Raw genomic sequence first — 16,507 nt, 5'->3', positions numbered from 1 at the left:
TTCGTCAGGGTAAAAATGAAGGTTTTAGGCTAGAGTATTGGTCATGAGTAATGATGCCGTTGATGTCATACAGGTGTGGCCAGGATCGGCCTACCCATTGGGCTCCACCTATGACGGAGCGGGCACCAACTTTTCCATTTTCTCCGATATCGCCGAGAAAGTAGAGCTGTGCCTGCTTGATGAAGACAACAACGAAACCAGAATCAATCTCGAGGAAGTCGACGCCCACACGTGGCACTGCTACCTGCCAGGGATCACCCCGGGGCAACGCTATGGCTACCGAGTCTACGGGCCATATGATCCAGCAAACGGACACCGCTGCGACCCGAATAAACTGCTGGTTGACCCGTATGCGAAAGCCTTCGACGGCGAATTCGACGGACACCCTTCGCTGTTTTCTTACGACATCAACGATCCCTATGATTTGTCGAAGCGCAACGAGGAAGATTCCCTCGGACACACCATGACCTCCGTGGTTATTAACCCGTTCTTTGACTGGGCGAATGACCGCGCACCGAAGATCCCCTACGACAAAACCGTCATCTATGAAGCGCATGTCAAAGGCATGACAATGACGCATCCGGATATTCCAGAAAAACTCCGCGGCACCTATGCGGGGCTGGCACATCCGGTGATTATCGACTACCTGAAAGATCTTGGAGTCACCGCCATTGAGCTGATGCCGGTACACCAATTCTTGCAGGATGACCGCTTGCGTGAACTTGGTTTACGCAACTATTGGGGCTACAACACCTTTGGCTTTTTAGCACCCCACCAGGACTATGCCGCATCCTCCAAACCCGGTGGTGCAGTCAGCGAATTCAAAGGGATGGTGCGCACGTTCCACGAGGCGGGCATCGAGGTTATTTTGGATGTGGTGTACAACCACACCGCCGAAGGCAACCATATGGGGCCAACTATTGCGTTCCGCGGTATCGACAATGCCGCCTACTACCGTCTCGTCCACGACGACAAAGTGCACTATATGGACTACACCGGCTGCGGTAACTCCTTAAATGTGCGTCATCCACACACCTTGCAGCTGATCATGGATTCGCTGCGGTATTGGGTTTCTGAGATGCATGTTGACGGTTTCCGATTCGACTTGGCATCCACCCTTGCCCGCGAACTTCACGATGTCGACCGGCTCAGCGCCTTCTTCGATCTCGTCCAGCAGGATCCGATCGTCTCCCAGGTGAAACTCATTGCGGAACCTTGGGATATTGGCGAAGGCGGCTACCAGGTTGGGAACTTCCCAGCACTGTGGACGGAATGGAACGGGAAGTATCGCGATACGGTTCGGGATTTTTGGCGGGGTGAACCAGCAACGCTCGGTGAATTCGCCTCCCGGTTGACCGGTTCCTCCGATTTGTATGCCAATAATGGTCGCCGCCCAACGGCAAGTATTAACTTTGTCACCGCACACGACGGGTTTACCCTCAACGATCTGGTGTCCTACAACGAAAAGCACAACGATGCGAACGGGGAAGGTAACCGCGACGGGGAATCGCACAACCGTTCCTGGAACTGTGGTGTGGAAGGCCCCACCGATGATCCGGCAATCGCCCAGTTGCGGGCACAGCAGCGGCGAAACTTTCTCACCACCTTGCTACTTTCCCAGGGCACCCCGATGATTGCCCACGGCGATGAGATGGCTCGCACCCAAGATGGCAACAACAATGTCTACTGCCAGGATTCACCGCTAGCCTGGATGGACTGGGAACAGGCCGCAGATAATCAGACGTTGATTAATTTCACCAAGCGGCTGTTGAAGATTCGGGCAAACCATCCAGTGTTCCGCCGCCGGCGGTTCCTGGCGGGCGGTCCGCTCGGCGACGATGACCATGTCAAGCGCGATATCGCCTGGCTGGTGCCATCGGGCAAATTAATGACCCAATCAGACTGGGATTTCACCTTCGGCAAGTCGCTGATGGTCTATCTCAACGGCAATGCGATTGCCGAACCAGATGAGCGTGGTCAGCGGATTGTCGACGATTCCTTCCTCATGTGTTTTAACGCCCACTATGATCCCATCGACTTCACACTTCCGGAGGCGAAGTTTGGCGCGAAGTGGCGAGTGATTGTCGACACCACCGAGGAAACCGGGTACCCCTTGACTGAGGCAATCATTGATGCTGGCGGCCATGTGGTGGTGCCAGGTCGGGCAACAATGCTGTTAAAGCAGATCGCTCCCCCACCATCGCTAGCGGCAACTGCAGCACACGATGATGCCACTGCTACTGACTCATCCACTGCGCAGGCTGCACCCGCCACTACTGATACTCCTGTCAGCGGCGACGATCCAAGTGGTGTCTCTGCTGCAACTGCTGGCGATGCCAACGATCACAGCACAGTTTCCCGCGAGGAAGAACTAGTGACAGCTGCCCCAGGATCGATGGCTTCCGGCGCCGATGATCTCACCGCAGACAGCACCACATTAGATGCAGGGGTTTCCTCCCCTGGAGAAGCCGCCAGCGGCGAAGAATCTCGTGACAGCGCAGCGACCCCTGCTACTGATGCACTGCAAGGAAGCGCTGATCCATTGCAGCGCACCGGGTTGTCTGCCGGTGGAACTCATGTGCTTCCCGGCCAAGGGGAAGACAATACGGCAGCACCGGTGATCTCCTCCGCAGAGATCGCCACCAGTGCTGTGAATGCGAATGTGACAGCGCAAACCGCTGCTCATCATCCAGAACCAGATACTGACCAGTGGCATAGTGCACAGTCAGATTCGGTAACCTTCCCCGCTACTACTGGAGTGCCCGCCGGCACTGCACCGCAGCCTTTTATCAACCAGGACACGAAACCCGACGAACACGCTGCAGCACAGCAACCGGCCGCACCAGCCGCTGAACGTGTTGCCGCTGATTCGCCGGATAGTCCCCCAAACCCGCCGGCCGCAACTCCGCAGCCACCGTCGCAATTCACCGACGACTATGAGCAGCAGCCCGAGTATTAAACCCACATCCGGGAAAAACACCGGTAGTAAATACTTTTTTCAAGCGACATCGTCAAAGATTCACCACTGGTGAAGCTCGGTAAGTGATAGAAAAACCGGAAGACTCCAAAGCCTGGAACGGCGAGGTTGGCGTCTTCCGGTTTTTGCGATAATCGGCACAGCAGCCAACAGCAGTACTGCCGGCTTTCTCAAAACACAACAACCGCCAACTCATCCCTTCCAGATGAAGGGGTCAGTTGGCGGTTATATATGTCAGTCAGAGCCGATCAGCGAACCTGATGTGTCCTACCACATCGATGGCACCGGGGTGCGTTGTGGCGGCACCCCGCCTGCGGCTTCCTGTGCAGTGTTCAAACTAGGCGTTTTGTCCGCACAGCAGCCAGCGGCCACCTTGCCGCACAAAGTACTGCGAATCGGTGCGGGTTTCACCATTAGCAGTCACCGTCACCTCGGCGGTCGCCTCATCGCCGTTGACAACCAGGTTGTTGATCGCATCAACGCGGGCACCCATGTTTGGTGGGATCGGCAGTGGCGGCACTTCAGCACGCACCTTGTTAGTGATCGCATCCCGGCCACCAACTTCAGCCAGGGCAGCATCACAGGTGTTGTTGAAGGTGTTGATGAACACGGCTTGAATATCCGGTCCGGTCAGCGAGCTAGCCAGCAGGTTACGCAGATCATTTTCGATCTCCGGGGTGGCCTCATTTGGGCCGCCCAAAGGCTGCACCGGCGCAGGCTCGATCTGTGGCGGGGCTAGCGGATTAGCCGTGTCCAACGGAACTTCTTCAACAACCGTGGCTGTCGCAGTCTGCGTCACGGTTACTTCTTCTGCAGCAGCAGTGGACTCTTCCGGCTTCGGATCCTTCTTCTTATCCTTGTCCTTGTCTTCCTTTTCAGTTGTGCTAGAGGAAGACTTGGTGCTCGTCTTCGTCGTCGAGGTGGTCGTCGACGTCGACGTTGCGGTAGAGGTGGCAGTATCAGTTGCGTTGTCATCATTGTCACCACCGCTGCAGGCAGCCAACGTCAATGGCAATACAGCAGCAACCGCAACAAGCGTCTTCTTCGAACGGGTCAGGCGATACAAGTGGTCATCACTCCTAGGGTTAGCAATATGTGACTAGCCGTCACGGAATCGGTCCGCACGCCATATTGCAGTGGTATCAGCAACAGCCACAGGAGACCAAATAATACTGACTTGGCGAAGCCCTGCGACATGCATGGTGCTGACATGGGTACCATCCGCAGTTCACCCTACCGGTGTTACACACCTGCACGCCCACACCGACTTGCCGGAGCATCATTACCAGCTGGTCAGCGCGAGCCTGGCAGGTATTCGCATTGATAGGTTGCATACTGCGCAAATACGGTATCCATGGTGACCAACCCACGCAATTGTCAATCAGTGGCACTTGATGTCTGCTAGTGCAGGTAAACAACCATCCGGGGCAGACACCGACCAACATTCCGAGATGAACACGTCTGCTGCGGCCGCACAGGCGAACAATCGACAGGTTTGGTGGGTTGGATACGGTGTGTGCAGTCTAGCAATCAACCCTGCAGAAACGACAACCAGCAGCAGCGATACGGTACATCCTTTTCCTGCCCAAGCGGGATATCCTGCTGTCTCGGCAAGCTAGCGGGTAAGCTAGATTCACCTATCGGCAGCAGCGGCCATATTCGGTATATCTTCGGTCATGGGTTCCTCCAACACAGCTGGGGCGCAGCATTTCCAGGAGATCGGGGATCAGTGAGCGCTATCGTGTCGCTTGCTGCCGGATAAGGTTGGTTCTTCGCTTTCCAACACGTCGTCACAGAAAGTGGGTTAGGCCTGATGTCCATGGTGTCCGCATTGGGAATGCATCTGACATTGACACAACAACACCTACAGCTGTCCCCCGACCTGTTGGGACGCTCTTTAGGGCGATGCGACCAGCTGATTCCGCTTCCTGATATTGCGGCTGTTCGCTATGTTCCAGCGGCACACCCGCTCCCACAGCAGGTGATACTCACCATTGCGCAGCATGCACAGACGACTGAGCAATCATCAGCTGGCACCGCAGCTGGTGGTGAGACCTCCTCCACCGTGCTGGTGCGATTTGCGCCTCAACAAACCGAGGAAGCGACCGCGTTTGCCGCCACTATGCAACGGATTCTCGCTGGGGAAAGTGTGGATTCGGTCACTGGTGGCGAAACAGCTGGAGTCACCGGGGTGATTCTGGATGTGCAGGCCCCGCCCGCGGATTGGGCGCATGCCACCTCGATTAGCTTTGCTGCAATGATTGACGGCACGGTAGGCACTATTCACCGGTTTAGTTTGCGTGGCGATGATGCTGTCGATAAACGCACGCTCACTGAAGCAGTGGAGTTACTCGTGCAGGAAACACAACGGGTCGGCAGCGAACAGCACCCCGCTACTGCTGCTTCCGACGCTGACTCTCAACACCGCCAAGGGTTACTCATCGCCGATTCGCTGTATCAAACCTGTGGCCGGTTGAAGCTGACAGCAAAACGGCTCCGGGTCGCTATTGCCCCAATGGAAGGTGTGTGTTTACGTGGCCTTGCTGCCGGACCGGCCGGTGACTACCGTCCGCCCGCAGCAGCGTTACAAAACGATGCGGCCGCAACAGCGACAAAAGCAACACCCCATTCGATTGCCGATATGCTCGTCGAATTGCGACTACGCAACAACACCGATCCGGCACAAAGGATCAATACGATTGCTGATATCGCGGCAAGTTGGATGCGGCAACAACACGATCAGGCGGTGCTTGCAACTGCCGCCGCACCACAGGATACGACTCTTGATGCGCCAGTGATGGACTTAGCCAGTATGGTGCGGGCAGCAGGCTTTTTGCCAGGTCGTCTGCATGGCGAAAATCAGGTCGCAATGCTCACTCTTGCCGATGCCCAAGTCGCCTACGGAGAGGTGGCGGCAAGTACCGCACCACAAGACCGCAATCGTCAAGCCACCACTGGTGCTTCGTCCACTACAAAATCACCATCTGGGGCAACGGAATCATCCGCGACAACAGCCAGTGGAAAAGATTCGCAGAATTCTTCGCCAAAGGGTGGCACGGCGGCGCGTTCCCGGGGTAGCTCGACTGCTGCGCAGGCCGGCAAGCGTGCCTACTGGAAGGGGAACCGGGAAAAACTGGTTATCCCGGAGCCGAACCCCGATGCCGACCCGGAAGATGTGTTTTATGGACAACATGTGGTGCTCTCTGGCGATTTTGCGCTCATTGGGAAAAACGACATTATGCAGGCTCTTGCCAAGCGGGGCGCGGTCGGCCAGCAGAATGTGACAAAGAAAACCACGCTGCTGGTGGCAGGCCCTTGGCCATCCAAGACTTCCAAAGTCACCAAAGCAGAGCAGTATCAAAGCCAGGGGCAACATATTGAGATCTGGACGGATGAACAGCTGTATGCCGCCTTGGGGATAAGTCAGCCGCCGACCCCTGCCGATTTGGAGCCGCCTTTTTAGCCTGCATTATTGGCAATTGCCGTAGTCACCAGGCGCCGCATAGGGTTGTAAATATTTGCAGCGCATCTGGCTGGCGCGGGCGCAGGGTGAGTCTTGCATCTTGGGGTCGCCGATGCGGCAGGCCGCAAACAATACACCCCGCCACACGACTAGTATCACCTTTACTACCCCTGTTTTGTAGCACTTCAATACCCCTGTCAGGTGAACTAACACACAATTGTGGAACGTTCCATGGAACCATCTCATCGCGCGGGCTAGTCTAACCACACTGTCAACAGCACTTGCCAAGTTGGTGGCGGCTTTCACTTGGGAAGAAAGCACCCCAACATAGTGCTGAATTCGACGGAACGCCTGATGTCCTTGCCGATTGGGGTTCATCGCTTGTAGGCGGCAGTGTTGTACACAGTGTGGATCGATGTTGCATCACACTTGGCGGGTGCGTTGTGGGAATGTGCCCGGCCTGCCACACCCCAACACCGCGGCCGGTGATGATCGTTCAACCGTAGCAAGGTGTACTCGTTGGGAGCTCCACAGCACATCAGGTTTGCAAGGTTTTGCTGTTCCGTCAACACAGGGAGCCATCCTGTGACGACAGCCCCAACGGTGTGGAAATACCGCCGGGGTTTATCCAGTGACCGTGGAGCTTCTTCGTTGCGAAAGACAGTGAGCGATCATGTCATCACACACCAGAGAACACCATTCCAGCGACACCCGCAGTGCCACCTCAACATCCATCAGTACTGCAGGGTGCACCGCCCGGGAGATCATCCCGAAGCTGTTGACCACCCGGCAAGCATTGCAAGCAAAGGGGGGATCTGCACAGGTTGCACCAGCAGCCTCACTGGCATTAAACATGCATGTCCGCTGCGCGTTTGTCCAAAATGGTCAACTGCTCACCTATAGTTCTTGCGATCTACTTGCCGGTGGGGTGGCAAATTTGTGGAATATTGTCGCCGCCGAAGTGTTAGCAGCTGCAACTGCCGACGATGAGCAGCCCTTTGAGGTGCGCCCACTGCACTATTTGGCGGGCACTGCACTGCCAGGACTCCAGGTTCGCAGCAGTAACGGGATGTCCTCTGAGTGGCTTACCCATCCACGACTGTTTCACCGCATGAACACCTATTTGGCGCAGGTGCTACACGATGAGCCCCGCTGGTTTGCCCCACAACAGGGCGTGGTGTTTACAGTCGGCGCAGGACAGCTCAATCAAGAAGTGTTGGATTTTGCTGCACACTTGGCACACTCAGCCGGCCCTGCTGCCATCACCGGTATGCCGATGAAATATTTGTCTGGTTTCCCTGCACAGTTGTGTCCTGCTGGTGGAAACGTCGTACAACAACTTCGTGGTCGGCAAACCACCAGCGGACCGCAGGTGCTGCGACGTAGGCATCCGCAACACGTCGACGGTAGACGGTAACCGAATCCGCCATAGGTGGCGGCCGCTTACCAACCAGTGCCAAGCCGCCAACAGCGATGGTGGGCAAATTGAGGACTGTGTGCAACATTGTGGTTTCCCTGCCGGGGTGATGGTTTTCTTTTATGCTTAAACCCAGCCAGGCGCGGGGCAGATAACCGGAAGCACTCGGCTATCAACATGCAAGGGTGCCGCTTCGCTGTGTGTCACAGCAAATCAATCTGCGGTGGTGTGATCACAACCTTTTGCCAGTTCCTGCAGGATTGCGGTACGCCAGCTCACACAGCTGTGTAGGTATTTGTGAGTCGTTCAAGATGCCCCACGGCGCGCCACACACCACCGGGCAAGGGAGTAGCTCGCCATGAAGCAACAACAAGTTTTGACTGCCACCTATCGTCTGCAGCTGCGCGGGCCGGCAGCTGGTTCGCCGGCAGATCGGTTTACTTTTGCCGATGCCGAAGCGGTAATCCCCTATTTGGCGAAGCTGGGGATTTCTCATATCTATTTGTCGCCGATTTGTACCGCTCCCCCGTCATCGAGCCACGGCTACGATGTTGTCGATCCGACGACGATCAATCCGGAGCTTGGGGGAATGGAAGGGTTCACCGCACTGGTGGCTACCGCTCGGCAGCATAACCTGGGGGTGATTATTGACATCGTGCCTAACCATGTTGGTGTCGCCGAACCATGGCGGAACCAGTGGTGGTGGGATGTGTTGACCTTTGGAACCGACTCTGAATACGAACAGTATTTTGATATTGACTGGCGGGAAGACAACGGCGCAGGTGGCAAACTTGGGCTGCCAGTGCTCGGCGCTGACGGGATCGATGCGGTCACCTTCGACACGGTCGCCGACCAGCCGGTGTTGCGATATCACGAACATGTGTTTCCTATTCGCCCCGGCACGAAAGCCGAAAGTCCACAGGCGACGTTGCACCAGCAAAGCTATCAGCTGTTGAATTGGGACTCCGGCACGATCGGCTATCGGCGTTTTTTCTCTGTGAATGATCTCGCCGGTATTCGTCAGGAACTTCCGCAGGTGTTTGAACATACTCATCGACTGCTGCGGGAACTCGTTGCCCGGGATCTCATCGACGGGGTACGAGTCGATCATCCCGACGGGCTTGCCGATCCGTTTGAGTATTTGCGCCGGCTGCGGGAAGTCATTGGTGATGAGCGGCTGCTGGTAATTGAAAAGATTTTATCTGTCGATGAGCCATTGGATCCGCGTCTCAACGTGGACGGCACAACTGGCTATGATGCGCTGCGCGAATTTGATGGTATTTTCATCTCCCGCGAAGCAGAGTCGCCGTTATCGATGCAGGCGCTGGCATTATCGGGTTCCCCGTGGGATGGTGCCGCGGTGCAGGCGCTCGAACAGGCGTTGAAACGGGAAGTTGCAGCGGAAGAGCTCGCTGCCGAAGTTACCCGGCTTGCCCGGGCTTGTCGCCGGGATAATTTCTCAACTGCCGGCCGGTCGGTCAGCGACGAACAGCTCAAAGACACCATTGTCGAACTGGTGGCGGCGATGCCTGTGTATCGGGCGGACTATATTTCTTTGTCTCGGGTGCGTTCCAGTGTTATTGCCGAGATGACTCGGGCGTTTCCTTCCCGGCGCGACGCTTTAGATCTTATCGCTGCAGCACTCATCGCAGGCGGGGAGGCGAGTGTACGGTTTGCACAGGTGTGTGGTGCGGTCATGGCTAAAGGCGTGGAGGACACCACGTTTTATCGGGCTTGTCGGCTGGTGGCGTTGCAGGAGGTTGGTGGGGCTCCGGGACGGTTTGGGGTAGGTCCGGCAGAGTTTCATTTGTTGCAGAAGGAACGGTTGCGGCTGTGGCCGCAGGCGATGACCACCTTGTCGACGCATGACACGAAGCGTAGTGAGGATGTGCGGGCTCGGATTGTGGCGTTTACGGATGATCCGGAGGCGTTTATCAATATGGTGGAGACGGTGATGGCGGTGTCGCCGCCACCAGATAAGGCCACCGGCTATTTTCTGTTGCAGAATCTGTTGGGTCTGTGGCCTGCTGATCGGACAGCGGTGCAAGATATTGCGGAACGGATGAACGCCTATGCGGTCAAAGCGATCCGGGAAGCGGGGGTGCATTCGACGTGGACGGCGGTGGATTCCGATTTTGAGCAGGCACATCTTGACTGGTTGGGGCAGTTGCTGCACGGTCCGGTCACTGAAGTTATTGCCGACTATGTGGATGGGCTTGTTCCTGCAGCGCAGATGATATCGGTAGGCCGGAAGCTGCTGCAGCTGTGTGCCCCGGGGTTGCCGGATATTTATCAGGGCACCGAGTTTTTTGATCACAGTCTTGTCGATCCGGATAATCGGCGCCCGGTCAACTATGACGAGCGGGCAGCTGCGTTGTCGGTGGTTGAGCAGGATTGCCGAATCGATGCTGCTGGTCTCATCGCCCCAGAGGATGCGCCTGCGATCCGGGTGGGCATGCAGCTGGTCGAGGGTGATGACAAGGGTTGTTGTGAAACGGTAGTTGCTCGGTTCCAAGCCACCCCGGAGCATGGGCGGTGGCCGCTTCTTACGCAGGCACCTGATGCGGTGAAACAGTTGGTGACGTTTGCCGCGCTAAAGGTGAGACGCGCCCTGCCGGCGGTGTTTATGCAAGGCGCCTATCAGCCGTTGTTTGCTATTGGACCGGCAGATGCGCAAGTGGTTGGGTTTGCCCGCTGCGCCGTGGACACAGGGGTACCGCAGGTGATTGCGTGTAGTGTGCGGCGTCCACAAGCGTTGGCACGTCTCGGCGGATGGGGGAACACGACAGTGAGCCTTCCTGCCGGACGCTGGTGTGATCAGCTCACCGGTACTGTCTATGAGGGCACCATTGACTGTGCGATCCTATTTCAGCTGCTGCCGGTGGCTCTCATGGTGCGGTTGGATACCGCAGATGAGTAAGCAATACTGCGGATAAGAAAGGAAGGGTTCGGCGCTCTGCTGGTGCTGCGCTATGGCGGGTGTGGGGGTTGACCCTCTACACTGCTGCACGGCGGAAGTCCTGTCGAAAATGTGAAGGCTTTTGGAGGTGGGTGTGAGTACACCGCATGCTATTGCCACGTTGGCGAATTTGTACCATGAGTGGATTCGTGCCCACCCCAGTGCCCGGGAGGATTTCACCGACACCATCGAGGATGTGTTGGTTGATGCTGGGGTTACCTATGATCGGGTGACGTGTCGGGTGAAAACGTGGCGGTCGCTGCGCACGAAGGCGAAAGCTGTCGACGCGCAGGGGCTGCCGATGTACACCGATCCGTGGAATGAGATCAACGACATTATTGGGGTGCGGATCACTACCTTTTGCTCCACAGAGATCCCGCAGGTCATTGAGGTGCTGCGGAAAACGTTTTCGGTGATCAAATCGATTGATAAAACTGCACAAACCCGGGTTTCTGGCGGGTTTGGCTACGGCAGTCATCATCTGATTTGTTCCATTGATGAACCGGTGGAGGGGCTTGACGCCTACGAGGGTGCAGTGTTTGAGGTGCAGATTCGCACGGTGCTGCAGCATGCGTGGGCAGAGTTCGAGCATGATATTCGCTATAAGCGCGGGGAGGGCACGCTGGATCCGCGGATCGATCGGGCATTTACGCTCACCGCGGGGCTTATTGAGCTTGCCGATCAGCAGTTTGACCAGATTGCGGCGATCCAAGAAGGGGCGAGTTCCGCGAACCAGGATGTGCTGTTGTCTGCGGAGACGCTTCCTGGTGTGTTGGCGATGCTGTTGGGGAATCGTTTTCCTCGTTCCAAGTCGGAATATTATCCGTGGCTGGAGGAGATTTTGTCGCTCAACGGTATTACTACTGTTGGGGGGCTGCGGGAGCTGTTAAGCGATAGCCGGATTTATCAGGTGCAGCAGGCACTTGGCTACCGGTTCGTGCCCGGCCAGGTGCGACTGATTGACGATTTGCTGTTGCAAATGTTTGGGCAGGCCCATATTGATCGCACAGCGCACACGGGTATGCGGCCGAAAGCCCGCGCCGACCGGTTGCCGAACAGGTTGGCGCAGCTGCGCGAGGCAGATGCAGTCGAAACCGGCGAAGCGTAGCTTTCCCCTGCGGTGCGGGGTCTGCCCTGTCACGGTGGGCAAAACGTGTTTACGATCCTACTGCTGTGGGGTGCCGGTGTGTTCGTCTAGCCGCGGCGGCCGAGCAGCCGATCGGTTTCGCGCCGCTGTTTCTTTGTTGGCCGCCCGGAGCCACGATCGCGTTGCGGGAGGCTGGCAAAGACTTCTCGGGGCGGTGGTGGCGGGGTGTGGTCGATATAGCAGGTGCGGGCAACCGGTGCACCGACACGTTTCAGAATCGGATGCACCACCTCGACGTGGTGTTCCCGGTGATGAACCCACACCCGCACCTGGTCACCGGCTTTCACCTGCTGGGAAGGTTTCACCGGTTTCCCATTGAGTTTGATATGTCCAGCTTTGCAGGCGTCACTGGCAGCAGAGCGGGTTTTCACTAACCGCACCGCCCACACCCACTGGTCAATACGGGCAGGTTTCGCCGGCACTGGTGGTGTCGTTGTTGGATCGGTCATTGCTGCTCCTAGCCCTTTGCCGCATCCGCCCACGGGGCGAAAATGCGGTGGGTTGCCCCCTTTTTTTTGAAGGAAACCCTGCACCGCTGCCGCCGATGAGGGTCATCTGCGGCAAACAACAGGGATGCGGGGTTGGTGATGGAAAACTTGGCACTCAAGAAACACTGCAGTGCCGTCCGCGAAGCGGGAAGAATCATCACATACTGGAATGAAAAGTTCCTAGTATTCGTCGACGTGGTTGATGATCTTGTTAATGCGATAAGCATTTACCCCGCCGATTACTAGCGCAAACACCAGACCGATGAGCAACCAGCTCAACCCGCCGGCAAGCGCCAACACCCCGCCACCGACCAGCGAGGCACCAACCCCGATCACCCCGGTACGGGCATATCGGCGGACGGCTTGTTTGCGCTGCTCAATAGGATTATGGGGACGAGGCTGCAAAGTCATAGTTCGCTATTCTACCCGGGCAGCACCACGGCGGAAGCCTTGCCACCTATCCACTGTGCAGCAGCAGACGGCGGGAACCATCCGGTTGTATTGTGTTTTGCTTAAACCGTCCTGCCCACCGTTACGGCAAATCAGCAGCGCTAGCCGGAAGTTCAAGCCAGGTAGTGTCAATCAATTCCGGTTCCGCCTCCCCTTGCGTGCAGGCGGCAAGCTGCGCGATCAGCGCCGCAACACGGCCTGGATCGCATGCCACGACAAGTGTCACTGTTGCCCCATAGGTGACATCAGCAATATGAAACCCTGCTGCCCGCAAATCCGCCTCAATTTTGCCGGCCACAGTGTGGGCAAGATCAACAGCCACCAGCTGCTGCAACACCCGTTTTTGCCGTTTCACCTGCGCTAAAACCCCGATAACCCCATCACCATAGGCGCGCACCAGTCCCCCAGTGCCCAGCTTGATCCCGCCAAAATAGCGAACCACCACAGCCGCCACATTAAACAACGCTGCCCCACGTAACACCTCCAGCATCGGTGCCCCAGCTGTACCGGAAGGCTCCCCATCATCAGAGGAACGCTCCACCGGTTGGGCATCCGCAACCTGGTAGCGATACGCACTGCAATGATGCCGGGCATCCGGGTAGCGATGTTTAATCTCATCGATAAACGCCCGGGCGCTCGCCTCATCCTCGACGCGCGCAGCATAGGTGATAAAACGCGACTTTTTCCGCTCAAACTCGAAGCGGCAAACCTCATCGGCGGGAAGCAAATACATAGTAATCATCAGTCTAGTTCGTTTTCAGCGGGTCGCTTTCCCAACCCGATACTCCACACCAGCCGCCAAGGTGGCTGCCACCCAGCCCCAGCAACAGCAACACCAACATCGCAAACGAGCTGCAGAGCCATCCACACTAGCCCCAGGACCAAACACTGCCCCAAGTCCAAAACCCAACCCAAAACGCCAAGTCCGCACCATCGATGTCGTGCAACACCACCACACCAGTCGTGGTACCGGTCACAACCAGTCGGGATGTACTTGCCACCGCGCTAGCCTTGAACGTTATGAGTGAGCAACCCGCATCGATTCCCGATCACACCGCCTACCGGGTGTGGGCACCCTACGCCGACGAAGTAGAACTGCACCTCAACGGCACCGACCTGCCCATGCAGCAACTCCCCGGCAACTGGTGGATCGCAGAACCCACGAAAACCCCCGGCGACCGCTACGGGTATCGGATCGTGCGGGATGGAAAACGCTCCGAACCACTTCCCGATCCCCGCGCCCACAGTCTTCCCGACGGGGTTCACGGACTCGGTGAAGTGCTCGACCCGCACGCATTTACCTTCACCGACCAGCATTGGCGCGGCGTCAGTTTGCCCGGCCAGGTGATTTACGAACTCCACGTTGGCACCTTCACCCCGGAAGGCACCTTTGCCGGCATAATCGACAAACTCGACTATCTCGCCGACCTCGGCGTCACCGTCATCGAGCTCATGCCGGTGCAACCCTTCGGCGGGCAACGCAACTGGGGCTACGACGGCGTGAGCTGGCATGCCGTCCACGCCGGCTACGGCGGACCGCTCGGATTGAAACAACTCGTCAACGCCGCCCACAACAAAGGCATCGCCGTCATGCTTGATGTGGTGTACAACCATTTCGGCCCCGACGGCAACTACACCGGCCAATTCGGCCCCTACACCGGCGGCGGCAACACCGGCTGGGGCGAAGTCGTCAACCTGTGGGGACCCCACTCCGACGAAGTACGCCGCTATATTCTCGACGCCATCCACATGTGGCTTACCGACTATCACATCGACGGGCTACGCCTCGACGCCGTGCAAACCTACGCCGACCCGGGGGCAAACCATCTGCTGAAACAAATGCAGCGCCTCACCGACGAAATCACAGCCACCACCGGCTGCCACAAATTCCTCGTCGCCGAATCTGATCAAAACGATCCCACCCTCACCAACGGGCGCGCCGGCGGCGGCTTCGGTTTAGCTGGCCAGTGGGATGACGATATTCACCATGCGCTGCACACGCTAGTCTCCGGGGAACGACACGCCTACTATGCCGACTTCGGCACAGCGGAAGTACTCGCCACCACGTTGCGGCAAGTGTTCTACCACAATGGGCGATATTCCACCTTCCGGGGACGCACCCATGGCGCACCTGTGGACACCACCGCCACCCCGGCAAGTGCGTTTGTCACCTACACCACCACTCATGATCAAACCGGCAACCGGGCGCAAGGCGATCGTCCATCGATGCATCTCACGCAAGAACAGCTCGTTCTGAAAGCGGCAACTATTTTCTGCTCCCCATACACCCCGATGCTCTTCCAAGGGGAAGAATTCGCCGCCACCACCCCATTCCCCTTCTTCTGCTCTCACAGCGATGAACGATTAAACCAGCTCACCGACGAGGGACGACACCGCGAATTCCGCCACTTCGGCTGGGACACGGCTGAAGTTCCCGTCCCCAGCGATCCGGCAACCTTTGCCTCAGCAAAACTCGATTGGGACTTCTCCCCCGCCCAACAGCAAGTGTTTGCCGCCTACCAACAACTCCTTTCCCTGCGGCGCAGCTATCAGCTTGCCCGGCCATGGCTCAGCGATGTCACCATCAACCATGGACCTGACTGGGTAAGTATTGAACGGGACAATGTTGCGTTCGTCGGCAACTATTCGCCCACCCCGCACCGGGTGCCGGTCGGCGGAAAACTCATCTATTCCTTCACCAATCCGACCGTTGAAGAGGCCTCCACCCTGTTGGACGGATGGGGATTCGCCCTCATAGACACCAGTGTGAACACCGCCGCCACCCCAGCCCCTGGTGTTGCACTGACCTAAGATCCCCACCGAGATTCCGCGCGTCACCCGGCACACTGCACCACTGCTGCCTACACTAAGGCGCTGTTATGGGAGAGAAATTTCTCACCGCCTGTGCGGTGCTTGCAGTGGCAATGAGTGTGCTGATGCTTGGCGTGTCGATCGCCCAAGACCAGTCAGCGTCCGCACACACTGTCAACTGGCCGTGGATTGCCGGCTATCTGCTGGCAGGGATTGTGCTGGCCGGCGGGGCACTGCTGTTTCGCCGCTCCAGCAGACAAGGTGCCGACAAGGTACTCAACCTGCTCATGCTCGCCACCGGCGCCTGGATCGTGTTTATGCTGCTGTATAAAACCTTCCAAACCGACAGCACACTGAGCTGGCCGCAAACCCTCGTGCACTGCGGTGCGGCCGCCACCCTCGGTCTTTTCACCCTCGTCGCCCGCTCACTATCAATCCGACCAGTGCGAAAATGGCTCATTGTCACTGCTGCTGCGGGGCTGGTGTGGACGATTGACACCGTCATCGCCCTCACCTTATTCGACCTGCATGCCGGCTTTGCCCTGCGCTGGTGTTATCCCATCGGTGGACTGACCATGTTGATTATTGCGGTGATCGGATTTTTCGCCACAACCACCACCAACCAGTATCGGGCAGAAGCAATGATGCGCCGTCGCCGCAACCGCCGGGAACAACGGAAACACCAACGTCAAACCACCCGCCGTGACGGCAAATTCCTCTAAATATCCTGCGCACACCGTTGCGGCAGCGCCACCCTTCCCATCGGCGCCGGCACTAAGAAAGTCCTGCACCACA

The 16,507-nt window shown here is 57.4% G+C and carries 11 protein-coding genes; 7 read left to right on the top strand and 4 right to left on the bottom strand.

Going from position 1 to position 16,507, the window contains the following annotated elements; all coding sequences use genetic code 11:
* The first annotated feature begins 43 nt into the window (after positions 1–43).
* Positions 44–2,959 (top strand): glycogen debranching protein GlgX, encoded by a 2,916-nt coding sequence (gene glgX / locus CCHOA_RS02645; RefSeq protein WP_245992177.1) that lies wholly within the window; start codon positions 44–46, stop codon positions 2,957–2,959.
* 355 nt (positions 2,960–3,314) lie between these two features.
* Here the strand turns inward: glgX and CCHOA_RS02640 are convergent, their stop codons facing one another.
* Positions 3,315–4,043, bottom strand: a complete 729-nt coding sequence (locus CCHOA_RS02640; protein ID WP_123926513.1) for a hypothetical protein — start codon at positions 4,041–4,043, stop codon at positions 3,315–3,317.
* A gap of 771 nt (positions 4,044–4,814) precedes the next feature.
* Here CCHOA_RS02640 and CCHOA_RS02635 point away from each other — a divergent pair.
* From CCHOA_RS02635 to CCHOA_RS02620, 4 genes are all read left to right on the top strand, one after another.
* Positions 4,815–6,440 (top strand): BRCT domain-containing protein, encoded by a 1,626-nt coding sequence (locus CCHOA_RS02635; protein WP_123926510.1) that lies wholly within the window; start codon positions 4,815–4,817, stop codon positions 6,438–6,440.
* 673 nt (positions 6,441–7,113) lie between these two features.
* The gene (locus tag CCHOA_RS02630; RefSeq protein WP_123926507.1) at positions 7,114–7,857 is read left to right on the top strand and encodes a hypothetical protein; all 744 of its coding nucleotides are present in this window, start codon (positions 7,114–7,116) and stop codon (positions 7,855–7,857) included.
* 358 nt (positions 7,858–8,215) lie between these two features.
* A complete protein-coding gene (gene treY / locus CCHOA_RS02625; RefSeq protein ID WP_123926504.1) occupies positions 8,216–10,777 on the top strand; it encodes a malto-oligosyltrehalose synthase in 2,562 nt (853 codons plus the stop codon).
* Between the two features lie 133 nt (positions 10,778–10,910).
* Entirely contained in the window at positions 10,911–11,924 is a 1,014-nt protein-coding gene (locus CCHOA_RS02620; protein ID WP_245992176.1) for a GTP pyrophosphokinase, read from the top strand.
* Positions 11,925–12,010: 86 nt separating this feature from the next.
* Here the strand turns inward: CCHOA_RS02620 and CCHOA_RS02615 are convergent, their stop codons facing one another.
* From CCHOA_RS02615 to CCHOA_RS02605, 3 genes are all read right to left on the bottom strand, one after another.
* On the bottom strand, positions 12,011–12,412 hold the full coding sequence (locus CCHOA_RS02615; protein WP_123926501.1) for an RNA-binding S4 domain-containing protein: 402 nt from the start codon (positions 12,410–12,412) through the stop codon (positions 12,011–12,013).
* Positions 12,413–12,631: 219 nt separating this feature from the next.
* Positions 12,632–12,862, bottom strand: coding sequence for a hypothetical protein (locus CCHOA_RS02610; RefSeq protein ID WP_123926498.1), 231 nt, complete (start codon positions 12,860–12,862; stop codon positions 12,632–12,634).
* A gap of 121 nt (positions 12,863–12,983) precedes the next feature.
* On the bottom strand, positions 12,984–13,634 hold the full coding sequence (locus CCHOA_RS02605; RefSeq protein WP_377739400.1) for a YigZ family protein: 651 nt from the start codon (positions 13,632–13,634) through the stop codon (positions 12,984–12,986).
* 287 nt (positions 13,635–13,921) lie between these two features.
* Between CCHOA_RS02605 and treZ the strand changes: the two genes are divergently transcribed.
* Positions 13,922–15,712, top strand: a complete 1,791-nt coding sequence (gene treZ / locus CCHOA_RS02600) for a malto-oligosyltrehalose trehalohydrolase (RefSeq protein WP_123926492.1) — start codon at positions 13,922–13,924, stop codon at positions 15,710–15,712.
* Positions 15,713–15,780: 68 nt separating this feature from the next.
* A complete protein-coding gene (locus tag CCHOA_RS02595) occupies positions 15,781–16,434 on the top strand; it encodes a hypothetical protein (protein WP_123926489.1) in 654 nt (217 codons plus the stop codon).
* Positions 16,435–16,507 lie beyond the last annotated feature (73 nt).

Origin of the sequence: Corynebacterium choanae (assembly GCF_003813965.1) — a bacterium.
Classification (GTDB): Bacteria; Actinomycetota; Actinomycetes; order Mycobacteriales; family Mycobacteriaceae; genus Corynebacterium; species Corynebacterium choanae.
Note: the sequence above shows the minus strand (reverse complement) of the source record. Positions and strands in the feature narration are given on the sequence as shown.

What these genes read in the sequence shown, in the direction of transcription:
- glgX (WP_245992177.1), top strand. Translation starts at nt 44, where the DNA reads ATGAGTAATGATGCCGTTGATGTCATACAGGTGTGGCCAGGATCGGCC.
- CCHOA_RS02635 (WP_123926510.1), top strand. Translation starts at nt 4,815, where the DNA reads ATGCATCTGACATTGACACAACAACACCTACAGCTGTCCCCCGACCTG.
- CCHOA_RS02630 (WP_123926507.1), top strand. Translation starts at nt 7,114, where the DNA reads ATGTCATCACACACCAGAGAACACCATTCCAGCGACACCCGCAGTGCC.
- treY (WP_123926504.1), top strand. Translation starts at nt 8,216, where the DNA reads ATGAAGCAACAACAAGTTTTGACTGCCACCTATCGTCTGCAGCTGCGC.
- CCHOA_RS02615 (WP_123926501.1), bottom strand. Translation starts at nt 12,412, where the DNA reads ATGACCGATCCAACAACGACACCACCAGTGCCGGCGAAACCTGCCCGT.
- CCHOA_RS02610 (WP_123926498.1), bottom strand. Translation starts at nt 12,862, where the DNA reads ATGACTTTGCAGCCTCGTCCCCATAATCCTATTGAGCAGCGCAAACAA.
- CCHOA_RS02605 (WP_377739400.1), bottom strand. Translation starts at nt 13,634, where the DNA reads ATGTATTTGCTTCCCGCCGATGAGGTTTGCCGCTTCGAGTTTGAGCGG.
- treZ (WP_123926492.1), top strand. Translation starts at nt 13,922, where the DNA reads ATGAGTGAGCAACCCGCATCGATTCCCGATCACACCGCCTACCGGGTG.
- CCHOA_RS02595 (WP_123926489.1), top strand. Translation starts at nt 15,781, where the DNA reads ATGGGAGAGAAATTTCTCACCGCCTGTGCGGTGCTTGCAGTGGCAATG.